The following is a 15,493-nucleotide window of genomic DNA, read 5'->3' as shown; positions in this document are numbered from 1 at the left end:
GCGCGTAAGATGGATGAATACGAGGCGCTGCGGGCGGAAATCGAAGCTGTGCAAACAGAGATCGCCTCGGATGAGGCACGGGAGGGCGGGACGTGAAGATCACCATGATCGGTACTGGCTATGTCGGCCTTGTATCCGGTGTCTGCTTTTCCGATTTTGGCCATGACGTGATCTGCGTCGATATGGACGCCGACAAGATCGAGCAGTTGAACCGGGGTGAGGTGCCGATATTCGAGCCGGGCCTCAAGCCGCTGCTGGAGCGCAACGTCAGCGCCGGGCGGCTGTCATTCACCACCGATCTGACCGCCGCGGTCGACGATGCGAACGCGGTGTTCATCGCGGTCGGCACGCCCACCCGTCGCGGCGACGGGCATGCCGACCTGAGCTATGTCATGGCCGCAGCCGAGGACGTGGCCCGCGCGCTGACCGGCTATGCGGTGATCGTCACCAAGTCGACCGTGCCGGTGGGCACCAACCGCAAGGTCAGGCAGGTCATCGCCAAGGCCAACCCCGATGCCGAATTCGACGTTGCCTCGAACCCCGAATTCCTGCGCGAGGGGGCGGCGATCGAGGATTTCATGAAACCCGACCGGGTGGTGGTGGGGGTCCAGTCCGACCGCGCGGCAGAGGTGATGGCCGACATCTATCGCCCGCTCTACCTGCGCGATTTCCCGATCGTCACCACCGATCTGGAAAGCGCCGAGATGATCAAGTACGCCGCCAACGCCTTTCTCGCCACCAAGATCACCTTCATCAACGAGATCGCGGCGCTGTGCGAGCGGGTAGGCGCGGATGTCAAGGAGGTGGCGCGCGGCATCGGGCTCGACGGGCGCATCGGCAACAAGTTCCTGCACGCGGGCCCCGGTTATGGCGGGTCGTGCTTTCCCAAGGATACCTCGGCGCTGGCCCGTATCGGGCAGGAACACGCCGTACCTCAGATGATCGTCGAGACGGTGATCCGCGTGAACGAGACAGTCAAGTCGCGGATGATCGAAAAGCTGCGTGACCTGTGCGAGGGCTCTTTCAACGGCCACACCATCGCGGTGCTGGGCGTGACGTTCAAGCCCGGCACCGACGACATGCGCGACGCGCCCAGCCTGACCATCGTGCCGGCGCTGGTGGGCGGGGGCGCCAAGGTGCGCGTGGTCGATCCGCAGGGCCGGCGCGAGGGCGAGGCGCTGCTGCCGGGCGTCACATGGTACGACGATCCCTACAAGGCGGCGCGAGATGCCGATCTGCTGGTAATCCTGACCGAATGGAATGAGTTCCGGGCGCTCGACCTCAAGAAGCTCGCCCGCAGGATGGTGCATCCGCGCATGGCCGATCTGCGCAATGTCTATTCGGCGAACGACGCCCGCCACGCGGGATTCGAGACTTTCACAGGAGTTGGGCGCTAATGCGCATCTTTGTCACCGGCACGGCCGGGTTCATCGGCTTTCATCTGGCGCGGCTTCTGCTCGCCGAGGGGCACGCAGTGGCCGGCTATGACGGGATGACGGATTACTACGATGTCCGGCTGAAGGAACGCCGCCACGCGATGCTGCGCCAGAATGCGGGCTTTTCGGCTACCGAAGCGATGCTCGAGGACGCCACCGCGCTGAACGCGGCGGTCGCTGCCTTTGCGCCGGACGTGATCGTCCACCTCGCCGCGCAGGCGGGCGTACGATACAGCCTGGAAAACCCGCGCGCCTATATCGACGCCAATATCGTGGGAACGCTCAACGTGATGGAGGCCGCGCGCGAGGCGGGCGTGAAGCACCTGCTGATGGCCTCGACGTCGTCGGTCTACGGCGCCAATGAAGAGATGCCGTTCGATGAGCGCCAGAAGGCCGATACCCAGCTGACGATCTACGCCGCAACCAAGAAGGCGAACGAGGCGATGGGGCATGCCTGGGCGCATATCCATGCCCTGCCAGTGACCATGTTCCGCTTCTTCACCGTCTATGGCCCGTGGGGGCGGCCCGACATGGCGCTCTTCAAGTTCACCAAGGGCATCCTCGAAGATACCCCCATCGACATCTACAACAATGGCGAGATGTGGCGCGACTTCACCTATGTCGGCGACCTGGTGCGTGGCATCCGCCTGTTGATCGACGCGGTGCCGGGCGGACCGGAAACGGCGGTCGAAGACGACAGCCTGAGCCCCGCCGCGCCCTTTCGCGTGGTGAATATCGGCAATTCCGACAAGGTGCAGCTGATGGATTTCATCGAAGCCATCGAGACCGAGATCGGGCGCCCGGCGATCCGCAACATGATGCCAATGCAGTTGGGTGACGTCCCCGCCACCTGGGCCGATGCGGCGCTGTTGCAGCGCCTGACCGGGTACAGGCCGCAGACACCGTTTGGCGAAGGCGTGGCGCGGTTCGTGCGCTGGTATCGCGATTACTATCGGATTTGAGGTTGAAGTGTTTTCACTTGCATTGAACGAGGCCCGTATCGCCGTCATCGGTCTGGGCTATGTTGGCCTGCCACTGGCGGTAGAGTTCGGCAAACGACGCCCGATCGTGGGTTTCGACATCAAATCGGCCCGTATCGCGGACCTGCGCAAGGGGCACGACGCGACGCGCGAGGTCACGCCCGGGGAACTTGCTGCGGCGGATGGGCTGACATTCACCGACGACATCGAGGCGCTGCATGGCTGCTCGGTCTTCATCGTTACCGTGCCCACCCCCATCGACGGGCACAAGCGCCCCGACCTCACGCCACTTTTGCGCGCGTCCGAAACGGTCGGCCGTGTCCTCGGGCGCGGCGACCTGGTGATCTACGAATCCACCGTCTACCCGGGCGCCACCGAAGAGGATTGCGTGCCGGTGCTTGAGCGTGCGTCGGGGCTGCGGTTCAACGAGGATTTCTTCGCGGGCTACAGCCCCGAACGGATCAACCCCGGCGACAAGGAGCACCGGTTGCCGATGATCGCCAAGGTGACGTCCGGCTCGACCCCCGAGGCGGCGGATTTCGTCGATGCGCTTTATGCGTCGATCATCACCGCCGGCACCCACAAGGCCCCGTCCATTCGTGTGGCCGAGGCCGCCAAGGTTATCGAGAACACCCAGCGCGACCTCAACATCGCGCTGACCAACGAGCTGGCGATCATCTTCAACCGCATGGGGATCGACACCCAGGCGGTCCTTGAAGTGGCAGGGACCAAGTGGAATTTTCTGCCCTTCCGTCCCGGGCTGGTGGGCGGGCACTGCATCGGGGTCGATCCCTACTATCTGACCCACAAGGCCGAGGCGATCGGCTATCACCCGCAGATCATCTTGGCCGGTCGGCGCCTGAACGACGGGATGGGCGCGCATGTGGCCGGCCAGCTGGTCAAGGAGATGCTGCGCCGGCGGATCCAGGTCAATGGCGCGCGGGTGCTGATGCTGGGACTGACCTTCAAGGAAAACTGCCCCGACCTGCGCAACACCCGCGTCGTGGATGTGATCGCCGGGTTACGGGAATACGGTGTCGAGGTCGATGTCCATGACCCTTGGGTCGATGCGGACGAGGCGCGGGCGGAATACGGTCTCGTGCCGGTGTCCGAGCCACGATCGGGCTCCTATGACGGTATCGTTCTCGCCGTGGCGCATGACCAGTTCCGCAAGCTGGGCGCGAAAGCCATCCGCGGCTTCGGGCGCGATCCACATGTCCTTTACGATCTGAAATATGTGCTGTCGGCAGGCGACAGCGACCTGCGGTTGTGAGGACGCGATGATGAAGAGGCTTGTGTTCGATGCGGTAGACCTCAGATCCGCCCTCGCTACGCAGGATGTGGCGCTTCGCGAGATGATCGCCGACTATCGAGCGGCGGGTTTCGAGATCATTTTGAGTATGCCGGGCGGCCTTCCGTCACACAATGAGAGCACTCCTGAGGAGAGTCTCGGAGAACTTCAGGCACTGGCCGGATTGTGTGACGCGATCGCATTTGGCGGGCCAGGCGCCGGGTCGCGGGCATTGCATCTCGACGACAAGGCGGTAAGCCCCGATGAGTTCCTCCGCCTGGACTATGACGAACTGCTTTCATTGGTGGAGGTGTCATGATCGTCTTTCCCATGGCCGGGTTGAGCAGACGTTTCACGGATGTGGGGTACGATGTCCCGAAATTCCAACTGCCTCTCTGGGGCGGGCATGTCTTCGATTATGCGGTTGCAAGTTTTGCGTCCTCGTTTGAACGCACGCCGTTTCTGTTCATCTATCGCGAAACTGGCGGGGTAAGAGCGTTCATCGAGGCGCGCACGGCCGTTCTGGGTATAAAAAATGTGCGGTTCTCGCAGCTTGGGTTCGCTACTGCGGGACAGGCCGAAACCGTGGAGCTTGGTCTTGACGCTGCTGAAGTGTCTTACAATACGCCCTTGACGATCTTCAACATCGACACATTCCGCAGACCAGAGCGCTCACCTTTTCCGTTAACGTCAAAACTTTCGGGCTGGCTGGAGGTTTTCCATGGCGAAGGGGAGAACTGGTCTTTTGTCAAACCTGCAGGTGATGGCTCTGGTTTGGTAACCGAAACAGCCGAGAAAGTGGCGATCAGCGACTTGTGTTCAGACGGTCTCTATCACTTTGCAACGGCGGCGTTGTTTCGCGAGGCGCTGGCGGCGGAACGCGCGGCCCCGAGTGCGGCGGAACTCTACATCGCACCAATATACAATCACTTGATCGCCAACGGTCATCCGGTGGGCTACGGAGAAATCGCCACCCAGGATCTCGTTTTTTGCGGGATCCCAACGGAGTACGAGGCATTGTCCGGTACGCACGCGCCGTGGGCCGTACGGGAAGGAGCCGAAAGGTGACGGCGCGAGAGGAGATGACGGGGACTCGTCTCGTCGTCGATGTAGACGGCACGCTTGCGCATGACGATGCGCACCTGCCTTATGGCGACCGTCTGCCAAGGAGTGATGTCATCGCGCGCGTCAATGAATTGTACAGCCGTGGCGTTCAGATTGTGATCTACAGTGCACGCAACATGCGCACCTACGAGAGCAACCTTGGCTTGATCAATCTGCACACGCTACCCGTTCTTGTATCGTGGCTGGAGCGTCATGGCGTTTGCTACCACGAAATTTACATGGGAAAACCTTGGTGTGGAACCGAAGGGTTTTACGTACGAGCCAATGGGATAAGGCCGGATCGTTTCCTGGCACTGCCGTTAGACGCCATTGAAGCGATGCTCGTCATGAGTCCCGAGCATAAAGTGGTAGCAACTTGATGGCATCTGATTGGAACACCCTGATCACCTCAGGCGCCTATGTCGGAGAGGAGATGCAGGCCGAGTTCGGTCGCATTCCTCCGGCTTTTCTTCCGATCGGTGCAGCATTTCTTGTCCAGCACCAACTGCGAGAGGCAAAAGGTCGACAGAGCATCTGGCTTTCGTTGCCGAATGACTATGCGATGACTGCTTCGCAGGAACGGCTTCTAGATGACACGGGCGTACGCGTGTTTCGTGCCGAGCCCCGCAAGTCGCTCGGCCTGTCGGTGTTTCAAGCCGTTCTGGAAATCGAGCCGGATCGCCCCATCGAAATTATCCATGGTGACACGCTTGTGCTGGATCCGGCCTTGCCAGAAACAGACGCTGTTTCTGTCAGCAAAGTCACCGAGCAATACAAATGGGGACTGGTTGAGGCTAGCGAAGGGCAAGTGCGCGGTGTCAAGGATGCGGATCGCAGCGATACAATTTCGTCGGAGGCGCTGATCCTATCTGGTTACTTCGCGATCCGCGAACCTTGGCGGTTGCTTAAATGCCTTGTAGCGCGGGATTTTAGCTTCACTGGTGCGCTGGATACTTACGCTGCCGAAGTCCCCGTCACGGTAAATGATGGTGTCATGACGCTCGATTGTGGCCATCTCAAGACATTCTATGACTCGCGGCGGAGCCTCGCAGCCGCGCGGCATTTCAACTCTATCGGTATCGAGGGCGGCGTCGTGCGCAAGCGCAGTCGCGATCGGCGCAAGATAGATGCAGAAGCCAACTGGCTGCGTTCGGTACCGGCTGACCTGCAACCCTTCACTGCGCGCCTGATCGAAGATCCGGGCGCACCATCCAGTGGAGAATATCGTACGCTCTACTGTAGCTACCCAACGCTTGCGGAGCTTTATTTGGCCCGCACACCGCAGGTCGTGTGGCACAAAATCCTCAACTCATGTCTCGATTATCTGGGCAAAGCGGCAGCGCATGCTGTCCCCGAGAGGGAGACGTACTTCAAGTGGTTGGTCATCGGCAAGTTGCGCGAGCGGATGGCACAGTATCCAGAGTTTCTGCCGAAACCCGACGTGTTGCTAAAGATTAACGGTCAGCAAGTAGGTACGCTTGAAGATATCGTGGCGCAGCTCGCGGAGATCGTCGCGCACGCACCCCGGCGCGCGGCCTGCGTGATGCACGGCGATTTCTGTTTCTCGAACATGCTCTACGACCTGCGCAGCGACCGGATCCAGCTCATCGACCCGCGCGGTCTCGTCGGGGACGAGATGACCATCTATGGCGATCTGCGTTACGACATCGCCAAGCTGGGGCACAGCATCCTGGGCCGCTACGATCAGATCTTGGGTGAGCGGTTGCGGGCGGGAGGCACAGCCGCCGAGGTGACGTTCGACATCCCGCCGGATCCCGATCGCGAATGGCTCGAGGACTCGTTCCTGAACGCCCGCGTGTCCGGGCAATGCTGCGACGCACCCGAAGTCAAGGCGGCGATGGTCTCGCTGTTCCTGTCGATGATCCCGCTGCACGCCGACGCACCCGACCGCCAGCGGGCCCTCTTTGCCAACGGGCTGCGGTTGTTCGAGCGTTTTTTCGAACCGAGATAGTCTCAGCACCTCGCACCAAGACTTTTGGCATCTAAGAACAAAGGGCAACCGATGCTTCCAAGATCCCTGAAACCGTTTCTTCTAATCGGCTCCGCGAAGTCCGGAACGACGTCCTTGTTCGCAGATATTTGCCAGCATCCGGATGTTTTCCTTCCCCCCGTTAAGGAACCGGGGGATCTTTGCCATGACAAGGTACTCACTACAAAAGGTCGTGCGAAGTACTTCTCGCTGTTTGCGAACGCGCCAGAAGGTACTTGGGTCGGGGATGCTTCGACAACCTATACCCATCGGCACAAGTATCCGGGTGTGCCAGAGCGGGCGAAGTCAGTTCTGGGAGAGGATGTTGATATCATTTTCATCGGGCGCAATCCTGTCGAAAGGTTGAAAAGCCACTACCGCCATAGGATTCTTACGGGCCGGGTGGAAGGTCCACTATCCGATGTCCTTTTGGAAGACTCCGACTTTCTACTGCAATCGAAATACGACCTCCAGCTGGAGGTCTGGTTAGATGCCTTTAGTAGAGATCGCATTCTTATTCTGAAATTCGAAGACTATATTCGCGCTCCTGATGATGTGGTGCACCGAATCTGGCGGCATCTCGGCCTACGACGGGTTGCCGCCAACCTTGGGCAGCGCAGGAATGTCTCGGCAGGACGCTTCATGAACGACGGTTTGTTTGGGCGATTGATCCGCTCGCCAGTTTACAAGCGGCATCTGAGAAATCTGATGCCCGAACGGTTGCGTGTCGGGTTGCAGCCTGTTCTTTTGCAACGGCATGAAGGCAAGTTCACCGACGACCTGCCTGCAGAACGTGAGCAGTCGCTGCGGCAGGAACTCATGGAGGCCTGCCGCAATTTCTACGCCATGGCTGAGCGGTTCGAATGAGTGCGAGGCGATCATTTCCGAAAGAGGCGACACGATGACCCTGACACGTGGTATCTCCACCTCGCTCGGCCGAATGGTCCTGCGAGGCACCGCGCGGCTGATCGGTGGGCGGGTGGCGCGCACGATCGTGACGCTTGCAGGCATCGCAGTGTTGGCTCGTCTGCTGACCCCGGGGGATTTTGGCGTCGTCGCCGTCGCCGCGATGATCCTGCCACTTAGTCGCGCACTTCTCGATGGCCTCATCGACGTGCCCACAATCCGGGAGGATGCGCTTGACCAGGAGGGGCTGGCGAATCTGATCTGGGTGGGCGTCACGCTGATGACAGGACTGGCGGTGCTGCTCTGGCTGGCCGCCCCCGGCCTTGCGGTTCTGCTCAACTCGTCGCGCCTGGACGACGTGCTGCGTGTGCTGTGTTTCGGGCTGCTATTGCAACCCTTCATCGCGTCCAGCCATGCGCTCTTGCGGCGCGAGCACCGCTTCGGGCTTTCGGCGCTGTTCATGCCGGTTGCCGGTGCGGCCTATGTGCTCACGGCCATAGCACTGGCACTGCTGGACTTCGGGGTGTGGAGCCTGATCCTGGGCCAGATCGCGAGTCTGGCGATCACGGCGGCGGGGCTCGGCCTGATTTCGGGTATTCCAATTCGACCACCGCGCCAATTCCGGATCGGGGCCGCCTGGCGGCTCGGGGGTCTCGGTCTCGCGACCCGGCTGCTGGCCTGGATGTCAGCCAATGTCGATACGCTTTTCGCCAGCGCGATGCTGGGCGCGGCGGGTGCCGGCTTCTACAGTCGGGCCTACAACATTACCACTCAGTTGAAGGAGCCCTTCTCCGCGCTTGACCAGACGGTGCGGCAGGCCTTCGTGGCGCAGCGCAGCCTCGACGATGCCGCGGCCGCGCGTGCCACGCTGGGGGGGCTGCGGCTGGTCGTGCTTGCGGCGGCGATGGTGTCTGCCGCAGTGATCGTGCTGCGCGACCCGATCGTGGCCCTGCTTCTCGGGTCGCAATGGGGCGCTGTCGTGCTGCCACTGGCCATTCTTGCGGCGTCGTTACCGGCGCGGGTGGCGCGGCTCTATCTCGACGGGTTCACCTATGCGCGTGGATCGATGCGGCACATGTTGGTGCGCAACATCGCCATCGTCGGGTTGCTGGCCGGCGGTCTCTGGCTCTGGGCCGGCGAGGGGATAGTCGCCATCGCACTGGTGGTGGCGGCGATGCATGTGGGTACGCTGTTCTTCCGTGGCGGAGCCGTTGATATCGCCGTGGCGGGCGGGATGGGGCAGCGGCTGGCGGCCATGGCCCCGGGTTATGCTACCGGGGCGGCGCTGGTGGCGCTGGGCGAGATGCCGGGGCTGATCTGGCCCGGGGCGGCGGATATGATTGACTGGAGCGTCCGGGTGGCGGTTTGCGCGTTGTGCTATCTCTGTGTCGTGCTCGCGGTGCCAGGGAGATGGTTGCCCCGAAGCATTGCAGAATGGCGTCGACGGCGCAGTCCGTTACGATGACGAACCCATAGGTCACGGAAATGCACACGACTGGATAAATCATGAAGCAATTAAATGACAGAACACCGAGTATTGCTCTCATCACCCGAACCAAAACAATAAATCAGGGCAATCAGGCCCTTTCCGTCGCCTGGCGCGACTATCTGGCGGCACGCTACCCGGAGGCACGGGTGCGCCTGTTCGAGCGGGTGCCCAAGTATCTCAGGCGTTACTCCGTATCCGCACTTGCGGCAGAGCGCGACCCAGTGGCGGTATTCGACCGCATCGCACGGCGGCTGTTGCACAGGATTTCTGAGCACCCCGGCCCGGACCCCTCGGTATGGGATGTTCGGCTCGACCCGGCACAGCAGCGGGTTTTCCGATTGCATCGGTTGCGTCACGCACTGAGGCTGCGCAGCCGAATTGCAGCCCTTAATCTCGGCGCCAGTGAGTATCTAAACCGGTTGTCCCACCTGACTCAGGCTGATCTTGTGGTAGTCAACCCAGCAGGTGAGTTTCATGCCTCTTCCAGCGACACAGCCCTACTTTATCTGCTGGAGGCCCGCTGTGCTCAGCTTGCTGGATGCCGCACAGCCTTCGTAAATCTCAGTTTTGAGGTTGTAGACCCGACGGTAATCCTCCTGTCGGGTCATGTCTTCGCAGCCTGTGACGTGGTCGAATTTCGCGATGAGGAAAGTCGGGTGAGGCTTGAAAAACAAGCCGGAGATCGTGGCGTGGTTGTACTCCCAGACGGGGTTATCATGTCCGAGGTATCGCCAGCCAAGACCATTGGCGGAAACGGCCTCGCTCTCGCCATTGCTGGTCCTCAGATTGCAGAGCAGGGCTTCACGCCCACAGTTCGCGAAGTCATATCAACACTGTCCGGAAAGGGAAAGCTGACGCTTACGAGCAATGAGTGGGCGACAGATCGCCCCCACTGGAATTCCTATCTCGATGTCGCAAATATTACCTTTTCTGGCCACGGGCTTTATTTCGATGACTACGCACGCTTTCTCGCTGCTTTCGATGTAGTGGTAAGCTCGCGTTTGCATACATGCGTGTTGGGCATGCTGGCAGGTGCGGTTATCGTGCCCATTGAATGCGGGACATTCAAGTTAACCGGTTTCTTCAATCAGATCGGGATGCGAAATGAACCCATCCGGATTGGGTCGGATAATTGGCAGGTTAATCTCATTAACAAGATAGAAGAGGTTCAGACGAGCCGCGATGCGAGGTTGGCGATTCAGAATAAGAAGATAAACAGAGCGGTAAGAGCACTGCGATCAGGTCTAGATGATGCATTTGATCAGGAAATTCTAATCCGTGCAAACAGCTAAGATCATTGGATGACTCCGTATGAAATTCTCCATTTGCATCCCGAACTACAATTACGGCCGCTATATCGGCGAGACGATCCGCAGCGCGCTCGATCAGGCGGCGGAGGTCGAGGTGTTGGTGAGCGATAATGCGTCCACCGACGAGTCGGTGGCGGTGATTGAGGGCATCGGCGATGCCCGCGTGCGTTTGCGGCGCAACCGTTGGAATGTGGGCTTTGCCGGCAATCTCGACCGCGCCTGTGCCGATGCCACCGGCGAGCGCATGATCCTGCTCTCGTCGGACGATCTGGCCGACTCCGGGGCGCTCGCGGCCTATGAACGACTGGCGCGCGAGCTGGGCAGCGCGTCGGAGCGGGCGGTGTTCTGTTCCGCCACCCATGTGATCGACGGCACCGGGCGCGTGACAGGCGCGCAACGGCTGGATGCACGCCTGTGGGCCGATGCAGTCGAGGACGAAGAACTCTCCAAGGCGGTGGGAGAGCGGGTGTTGCGGGTGCCTGCCCGGACCTTGCTTGCCCGGGCGCTGGCGCATATGCGCAATCCGTTCTGCTTTGCCACCACCTGTTATTCCCGCGCGCTCTACGAAGCAGTGGAAGGGTACGGCGGCGGGGCGCTGATCAATCCCGACAAGGCCTTCGCCTGGAAGCTGCTGAGCGTCGCGGACGAAGTGTTCCACATCTATGCGCCGCTCTTCAGCTACCGCGTGCATGACGCGAACCAGACCGCGCAGCAGCGCCAGTCCGGTGCGCTCAAGCATCTGATCGACCAGTATCGGGCGACATTCGATACCGCGCCCGACGTTCTGTTGGCTGCGGGCATGAGCCGCGACGATCTCGCTCGGGCCTTCGTGGAACATGACGTGGCGCTGCGCGGGCTGGTGGCCGTGGCCGAGGATGAGCGGTATCTGGCGCGCCGGCAGCTGAATTTCGGGCGTGCGGCCTATCCCGCGCTCATTCGCAGGTCGCGTCGGGTCTGGATGCTGCGCATAGCCCTGGCGCTCGGCCCGCTCGGCTCGCGGATCGCGCGTTGGCGGCTCAAATCCGCGCTTGCCTCCTACCGCGCGGGCGGTGTCATCGGCACCGGTTCCGCGGTTTTGGCGCATGGCTGAACCGGCGCATATCCTCTTCGCGATCCCCGAACTGGGTTCGGGCGGCCCGGATCGGGTGTTTCACGAGTTGATCGGTGGCCTGGACCGCTCCAGGTTTCGTCCGTCGCTGTTGGTCACTCGGCCGGGCGGGAGGTATTTCGACATGCTGCCCGCCGATATCGAGACCTGCGTGATCGGCGGTGGGCGGTATCCGGCCTGGCGGTTTGCCCGGGCCATCGACAGGCTGCGTCCCGATTTCGTGGTCACGACACTGCGGATGAACCCCACAGCCGCGGTCGCGCGCTTTCTTCAACGCCACCGGCCGCCACTCATAGCCCGGCAGGCCAATGCGATCGACATCAGTTTCGCCGAATTGCGCAAGAAGTCGCGGCTGAAATACGGTCTTGCCGAATGGTGCACGAAACGGTTGCTGCGGATACCGGAAGTCTTGATCGCGCAGTCACACGACATGGGGGTAGAACTGGCAAGGCAGGCGAAGGCACGGCAAAGGATCGTCGTAATCGGCAACCCCGTCGATCTAGACGATGTAGCGGCGGCCAGTGCCGCGCAACGGGTGCAGGCCAAACCTGTGCGTGCCGGTGATCCGGCACTCGTCGCCGTAGGGCGACTCGCGCCTCAGAAAGGCTTCGATCTGCTGCTGCCTGCCTTCACCGCGCTACGGCGCGATTATCCCAATGCGACGCTGACGATTTTCGGCGAAGGACCCGACCGGGCAGAAATGGAACGAGCTGCCTTGCGCCTCGGTATCGCGCAGGCTCTGCGGTTGCCGGGGCAAAGCGATACGGTCCTGGCCGAGGTCGGCGCGGCCGATCTCTTCGTGTCCTCGTCGCGCTATGAGGGGTTCAGCAATGCCATCCTCGAGGCGATGGCGCTTGGCAAGCCGGTGGTCGCCACCAGTTGCGAGGGCGGCACACGCGATATGGTGATCGACGGCACGACCGGCATCCTCGCCAACCCGTCCGATCCCGTGGCCCTGACGGAGGCGCTTCGGCGCGCGCTGCGAAGCGATCTGAGCGCCCTGGGCGCTGCTGGACAGGCTCATGTGGCGTCCCGATTCTCCCGATCCCGCATCATGGGCGAATATGCCGCCCTGTTCGAAGAGACGCTTGTGAACGGCGCCGGCAGGCAAGAGCTATCCGGTGCCGGAGGCGCTGACACAAGACCGACCCGCAAGGTCGGGCACAGTGATCCGTCGTGAGGACGCGAGCTTTCCGACCGGCCGAGGTACTGTTGTTTCTGGGCGCGTCGCTTCTGCCGGTCTATGTCTTCGGATCGGGCGGCGTGCAGCCCACGCACCTCCTGCTCGCCGGATTTGCGGGCCTCAAGCTGCTGACGCGCGGTATTCCGGTGACGGGCTGGCTCCTGGCGCTTTTCGCGGTATTCCTGCATTCCCTCGCAGTCGAAAGCATCTATGTCATGGCCGGAGGGAATGCCAAATTCCTGATCAATGCCGTTTTCTTTTTCTATAATGCGCTTCTGACGGGGGCTGTCTATGTGCACACCCGGGAAAACGGCCTTTCGACGCTGGTGCCGGGCATCCTGGTGGCCGCCGGGATTGCGCTCGTCACGATCCTCGTAACCGGAGTCAGTCTGCGCGACATAGGAGATGTCACCCGTGCGACGGGAACCTTCAATAACCCCAACCAGCTAGGATATTTCTCGGTCTGCCTGCTCTCGTTCGCCTATCTCTTCTACCGGGAAGGCAGGGTCAGCTACTGGATTGCCGTCACGGTATTTTCCGTGTCGCTCTATCTCGCAATCGCGTCGCTGTCGAAGGCTGCGATGCTCGCCAATTTCATCGTGATCATCGTCGCCCTGAAGCCCGTGTCGTCGCGCAACGCTCTCCTCGGCTGGTTGGTCGTCATCATCGCTGGGATGGTAATGCTCCTGCATCTTTATCAGAACGGGGCGCTCGACAGTTTCATCTTCATGGAACGACTGGCGAATATGGCCAACGAGAATGACAGCTCTCTCGCTTCGCGCGGTTATTTCGCCATTCTGGAGGGTAACTTGGCACAGATGTTATTTGGCTTGGGCGGAGAGATTGTAGATGACATTGTTGGGCATGAGGTGCATTCGACGCTTGGAAGCGTCTTGAACAATTATGGACTGGTTGGTTTGGCGCTGTTTTCCATTGCCTTGGCGGTCTGGGTCCTCCGCCTGTGGCAAGGTTACGGCGCGGCTGGGTTCGTCTGTCTGGCCGGACCGCCGTTGCTTTATGGAATCACGCATAACGGCGTGCGTTTCACTATATTCTGGCTGCTCTTTTCCGCTTCGATGGCGATGGCCCGCAACCGATGCGCCATGCGCACGCAGGATGACAGGCGTCGATCTACGGAGCCCGGGCGACGGCCGCTCGCGCGCGGGGCTGTTTCATGATGCAATCGGATTGCGGCAACCATGTTCTGCTCATCGGTTCGAGTTCTGCCGCATTGCTCGGCTTCCGCGGGCCGCTGATCCAAGATATTCGTGCGGCCGGACACCGTATCTCCGTCTCGGCGCCGGGTTTTCTCCCCAAGGAGCGGCGGTCGCTGGAGGCACTCGGCGCCGAGGTGCATAACATTGCGCTCAGCCGCACGGGCCTGAACCCGCTGGCCGATCTGACTTACGCATACGCGCTGTTGCGGTTGATGCACCGCATTCGGCCGGACCGGGTTCTCACCTACACCATCAAACCGAATGTCTGGGGAGCCTGGGCCGCTGCACATGCAGGGATACCGTCTTACGCAATGGTGACCGGGCTGGGCTACATGTTCACCGAAGCCGGTCCGCCCTCCGCCAAGAAGCGGATCGTGCGCGCGGCTGCTTCCCTGCTCTATGCTCGCGCAACGGCCCGCAATTGTCGGGTGATTTTCCAGAACCCCGACGATCGGGACGATTTCATCCGGTTCGGCTGTTTGCAAGACGCCGGAAAAGCGATGCTCATCAACGGCTCGGGTATCGACATGGCTCATTACGCTCGAGTGCCGCTGCCGGAAAAGCCGTCCTTTCTTATGGTCGCGCGGCTGCTCAACTCGAAGGGTGTCCGGGAATATGCCGAAGCAGCGATCGCATTGCGCCGACGGCATCCGGACGTTCATTTTCGGGTGGTGGGCTATTTTGACGAAGGCCACGATACCGTCCCCCGCGCCGATATGGAGGCTTGGGTTGCCGCGGGGCTGGATTATCCCGGGCCAATGTCCGACATCCGACCGGCGATGGCGAACGCCTCGGTTTATGTTCTTCCAAGCTATCGCGAAGGCACCCCCCGGTCGGTGCTCGAAGCTATGGCGATGGGGCGCCCTGTCATCACCACCGATACACCCGGGTGCCGCGAGACTGTCCGCGACGGCGAGAACGGCTTTCTCGTCCCGGCGCGGGATGCTGGCGCCCTTGTCGATGCGATGGAACGCTTCATCCTCGATCCGGCGCTGATCGAACCGATGGGGCTGGCGTCCTGGTGTCTCGCGCGCGACCGCTACGAAGTAGGGGCCGTCAACCGTGAAATCATGCAAATCATCGATCTGTGACAGCCTTTAACGTCACGTCACACAGCAATAGGTGCGTAAGGCCGAGATATGAGATAGCGTCCATTGGATTGCACCCTGCAAGTACACAACGCCGACCCCGTGCGGGAGGCGGCGGCAAGTCGCCGGATTACCAGATTGTTGCCGCTGCACATGATTGCCGGACCCGCGTCATGTTTACCGCGTAGGGATTCTGACCCCCGGCGGAAAGCTCGAAAGCGCTTGACCTAAACGCGCCGAATAGAGAAGAGAAGGGCGGACTAATTAGTTCGCCCTGAACAACTCTTATCCGGTTGATTTTGCTTGGGTATGGCACGAATTTGTTGGGCAGGAAGTGCAGGATTTCGTATTATCCGGGCGGAAACCCTGCAATTTCGAGCCATGATATGAA

At 61.1% G+C, this 15,493-nt stretch carries 14 protein-coding genes; all 14 read left to right on the top strand.

What is annotated here, in order from left to right; genetic code table 11:
* The first annotated feature begins 92 nt into the window (after positions 1-92).
* The 14 genes from DL899_RS17925 to DL899_RS17860 are packed head-to-tail and all read left to right on the top strand — an operon-like array spanning position 93 to position 15,105.
* Positions 93-1,397, top strand: coding sequence for a UDP-glucose dehydrogenase family protein (locus tag DL899_RS17925; RefSeq protein WP_111735714.1), 1,305 nt, complete (start codon positions 93-95; stop codon positions 1,395-1,397).
* A complete protein-coding gene (locus DL899_RS17920) occupies positions 1,397-2,398 on the top strand; it encodes an NAD-dependent epimerase/dehydratase family protein (protein WP_111735713.1) in 1,002 nt (333 codons plus the stop codon). The genes DL899_RS17925 and DL899_RS17920 overlap by 1 nt, the downstream gene beginning before the upstream one ends.
* A 7-nt stretch (positions 2,399-2,405) precedes the next feature.
* The gene (gene tviB / locus DL899_RS17915; RefSeq protein ID WP_239494757.1) at positions 2,406-3,689 is read left to right on the top strand and encodes a Vi polysaccharide biosynthesis UDP-N-acetylglucosamine C-6 dehydrogenase TviB; all 1,284 of its coding nucleotides are present in this window, start codon (positions 2,406-2,408) and stop codon (positions 3,687-3,689) included.
* Between the two features lie 7 nt (positions 3,690-3,696).
* Positions 3,697-4,026, top strand: a complete 330-nt coding sequence (locus tag DL899_RS17910) for a hypothetical protein (RefSeq protein WP_162685639.1) — start codon at positions 3,697-3,699, stop codon at positions 4,024-4,026.
* Positions 4,023-4,775 (top strand): glycosyltransferase family protein, encoded by a 753-nt coding sequence (locus DL899_RS17905; protein WP_111735710.1) that lies wholly within the window; start codon positions 4,023-4,025, stop codon positions 4,773-4,775. Before DL899_RS17910 ends, DL899_RS17905 begins: the two co-directional genes overlap by 4 nt.
* On the top strand, positions 4,772-5,191 hold the full coding sequence (locus DL899_RS19965; RefSeq protein ID WP_239494756.1) for an HAD family hydrolase: 420 nt from the start codon (positions 4,772-4,774) through the stop codon (positions 5,189-5,191). The genes DL899_RS17905 and DL899_RS19965 overlap by 4 nt, the downstream gene beginning before the upstream one ends.
* Positions 5,191-6,783, top strand: a complete 1,593-nt coding sequence (locus DL899_RS17895; RefSeq protein WP_111735709.1) for a phosphotransferase — start codon at positions 5,191-5,193, stop codon at positions 6,781-6,783. The genes DL899_RS19965 and DL899_RS17895 overlap by 1 nt, the downstream gene beginning before the upstream one ends.
* A 51-nt stretch (positions 6,784-6,834) precedes the next feature.
* On the top strand, positions 6,835-7,668 hold the full coding sequence (locus tag DL899_RS17890) for a sulfotransferase family protein (RefSeq protein ID WP_111735708.1): 834 nt from the start codon (positions 6,835-6,837) through the stop codon (positions 7,666-7,668).
* A 34-nt stretch (positions 7,669-7,702) separates the two neighbouring features.
* On the top strand, positions 7,703-9,172 hold the full coding sequence (locus DL899_RS17885) for an oligosaccharide flippase family protein (RefSeq protein ID WP_162685637.1): 1,470 nt from the start codon (positions 7,703-7,705) through the stop codon (positions 9,170-9,172).
* A gap of 41 nt (positions 9,173-9,213) precedes the next feature.
* Positions 9,214-10,488 (top strand): polysaccharide pyruvyl transferase family protein, encoded by a 1,275-nt coding sequence (locus tag DL899_RS17880; RefSeq protein WP_111735706.1) that lies wholly within the window; start codon positions 9,214-9,216, stop codon positions 10,486-10,488.
* Positions 10,489-10,507: 19 nt separating this feature from the next.
* Positions 10,508-11,596: a glycosyltransferase family 2 protein gene (locus DL899_RS17875; RefSeq protein WP_111735705.1), complete on the top strand. Its 1,089-nt coding sequence runs from the start codon at positions 10,508-10,510 to the stop codon at positions 11,594-11,596.
* A complete protein-coding gene (locus DL899_RS17870) occupies positions 11,589-12,794 on the top strand; it encodes a glycosyltransferase (RefSeq protein WP_111735704.1) in 1,206 nt (401 codons plus the stop codon). The genes DL899_RS17875 and DL899_RS17870 overlap by 8 nt, the downstream gene beginning before the upstream one ends.
* A gap of 32 nt (positions 12,795-12,826) precedes the next feature.
* Positions 12,827-13,975, top strand: coding sequence for an O-antigen ligase family protein (locus DL899_RS17865; protein WP_111735703.1), 1,149 nt, complete (start codon positions 12,827-12,829; stop codon positions 13,973-13,975).
* Positions 13,972-15,105 carry a glycosyltransferase family 4 protein gene (locus tag DL899_RS17860; RefSeq protein ID WP_204355351.1) on the top strand — a complete coding sequence of 378 codons (1,134 nt, stop codon included), beginning with the start codon at positions 13,972-13,974 and terminating at the stop codon, positions 15,103-15,105. Before DL899_RS17865 ends, DL899_RS17860 begins: the two co-directional genes overlap by 4 nt.
* Positions 15,106-15,493: the final 388 nt, after the last annotated feature.

Origin of the sequence: Roseovarius amoyensis (assembly GCF_003260265.1) — a bacterium.
Lineage (GTDB): Bacteria > Pseudomonadota > Alphaproteobacteria > Rhodobacterales > Rhodobacteraceae > Roseovarius > Roseovarius amoyensis.
Note: the sequence above shows the minus strand (reverse complement) of the source record. Positions and strands in the feature narration are given on the sequence as shown.